Source organism: Mesorhizobium sp. WSM4887, from assembly GCF_029625865.1.
Lineage (GTDB): Bacteria > Pseudomonadota > Alphaproteobacteria > Rhizobiales > Rhizobiaceae > Mesorhizobium.
On the sequence record NZ_JARTVP010000003.1, the window covers coordinates 414314 to 416813 of the forward strand.

A 2500-nucleotide genomic window follows, 5' to 3' on the forward strand; every position below is an offset into this window, starting at 1 on the left:
TGCGCCGAAAATGTAACGGGGCTAAAGCCATACACCGAAGCTTAGGGTTCGTGAGCAATCACGAGCGGTAGCGGAGCGTTCTGTAAGCCAGTGAAGCCGTACCCGTGAGGGGCGGTGGAGGTATCAGAAGTGCGAATGCTGACATGAGTAACGTAAGGGGAGTGAGAGACTCCCCCGCCGAAAGACCAAGGGTTCCTGCTTAAAGTTAATCTGAGCAGGGTTAGCCGGCCCCTAAGACGAGGCGGAAACGCGTAGTCGATGGGAATCACGTTAATATTCGTGAGCCTGGAGGTAGTGACGGATCACACAAGTTGTCCAATCTTATCGGATTGAAAGGGCAGCGGAGTGGTTCCAGGAAATAGCTCCTCCTTATAGACCGTACCCGAAACCGACACTGGTGGTCTGGTAGAGTATACCAAGGCGCTTGAGAGAACTATGCTGAAGGAACTCGGCAAATTGCACGCGTAACTTCGGAAGAAGCGTGACCCTTTTTTGCGCAAGCAGAGGAGGGTGGCACAGACCAGGGGGTAGCGACTGTTTATCAAAAACACAGGGCTCTGCGAAGTCGCAAGACGACGTATAGGGTCTGACGCCTGCCCGGTGCTGGAAGGTTAAGAGGAGGGGTGCAAGCTCTGAATCGAAGCCCCAGTAAACGGCGGCCGTAACTATAACGGTCCTAAGGTAGCGAAATTCCTTGTCGGGTAAGTTCCGACCTGCACGAATGGCGTAACGACTTCCCCGCTGTCTCCAGCATAGACTCAGTGAAATTGAATTCCCCGTGAAGATGCGGGGTTCCTGCGGTTAGACGGAAAGACCCCGTGCACCTTTACTATAGCTTTACATTGGCATTCGTAGTGGCATGTGTAGGATAGGTGGTAGGCTTTGAAGCCTGGGCGCCAGCTCAGGTGGAGCCACCCTTGAAATACCACCCTTATCACTATGGATGTCTAACCGCGGCCCGTTATCCGGGTCCGGGACAATGTATGGTGGGTAGTTTGACTGGGGCGGTCGCCTCCTAAAGAGTAACGGAGGCGCGCGATGGTGGGCTCAGAACGGTCGGAAATCGTTCGCTGAGTGCAATGGCATAAGCCTGCCTGACTGCGAGACTGACAAGTCGAGCAGAGACGAAAGTCGGTCATAGTGATCCGGTGGTCCCGTGTGGAAGGGCCATCGCTCAACGGATAAAAGGTACGCCGGGGATAACAGGCTGATGACCCCCAAGAGTCCATATCGACGGGGTTGTTTGGCACCTCGATGTCGACTCATCGCATCCTGGGGCTGGAGCAGGTCCCAAGGGTATGGCTGTTCGCCATTTAAAGCGGTACGTGAGTTGGGTTCAGAACGTCGTGAGACAGTTCGGTCCCTATCTGCCGTGGGTGTAGGAATATTGAAAGGATCTGTCCCTAGTACGAGAGGACCGGGATGGACGGATCTCTGGTGGACCTGTTGTGGCGCCAGCCGCATTGCAGGGTAGCTATATCCGGACGGGATAACCGCTGAAGGCATCTAAGCGGGAAACCCACCTTGAAACGAGTATTCCCTGAGAACCGTGGAAGACGACCACGTTGATAGGCCGGGTGTGGAAGAGCGGCAACGCTTGAAGCTTACCGGTACTAATAGTTCGATCGGCTTGATCGTTCTCATTCCTAATATCCATCCGACAAAGTCGGATGGTCTGCCTGCGCTCACGCATGAGCGGCCCTTACGGGCCTATGCTCCGCGAGGGCGCCGGACGACCGGCGACGCGCAGTCGCGCTTGCGGGCTTCGCCCGTAGGCAAAACGCAGACGTCGCCTTGGCACAAAACGACGATCCTTTGGATCGCGCTTGAACAGCTTCTCGATTTGAACGTGCGTTTCGCCGACCTGGTGGTTATGGCGGAGCGGCTGCACCCGATCCCATTCCGAACTCGGCCGTGAAACGCTCCAGCGCTGATGGTACTTCGTCTCAAGACGCGGGAGAGTAGGTCGCTGCCAGGTCTGCCAAGCGCACGTTCATCTCACATCCGGATCCGGATGCAGACAAATCTTCTCCTTGCGATTGTTGTGATGCATGTCGTTGCCTCAAAACCGCTAACACTTTTGAGCGACATGCATTAGGCCCGCCAAACGGGATCCCGGGCCGCGCAAGCGGCCCTTTCATTGGGCGGTCCCTTGAATACGGTAAGCGCAAACTTACCTCTATGGTGACGCGGGGTGGAGCAGCCCGGTAGCTCGTCAGGCTCATAACCTGAAGGTCACAGGTTCAAATCCTGTCCCCGCAACCAATCCAAAAACGCCCGCCTCGTGCGGGCGTTTTTGTATCTGGCCATACTGGCCGGCTGATGTGAGCGGTCATCAGGCCCGCAAGCAGCGAACCGACGCAGCGCCGGCAGACAAGCCAAATCCTGTCCCCCACACCAATCCACGGCCCGCCAACGCAGGCCGTTTGCGTTTCGGCGGCGCGCTTCGATGCGAAGCCGCCAGCGAGGTCCTCGGGAGCAACAAGCACGGCGTCCCGCA

General features: G+C 56.8%; 1 tRNA gene and 2 rRNA genes (1 of these 3 only partly in view). All 3 read left to right on the plus strand.

Annotation, left to right across the window (positions count from 1 at the left end):
- Positions 1-1638: ribosomal RNA gene (locus tag P9230_RS15620) — 23S ribosomal RNA — on the plus strand; it begins 1291 nt to the left of the window's first position.
- Between the two features lie 225 nt (positions 1639-1863).
- Positions 1864-1978 (plus strand): 5S ribosomal RNA (gene rrf / locus P9230_RS15625).
- A gap of 210 nt (positions 1979-2188) precedes the next feature.
- Positions 2189-2265 (plus strand) — tRNA-Met (locus tag P9230_RS15630).
- Positions 2266-2500 lie beyond the last annotated feature (235 nt).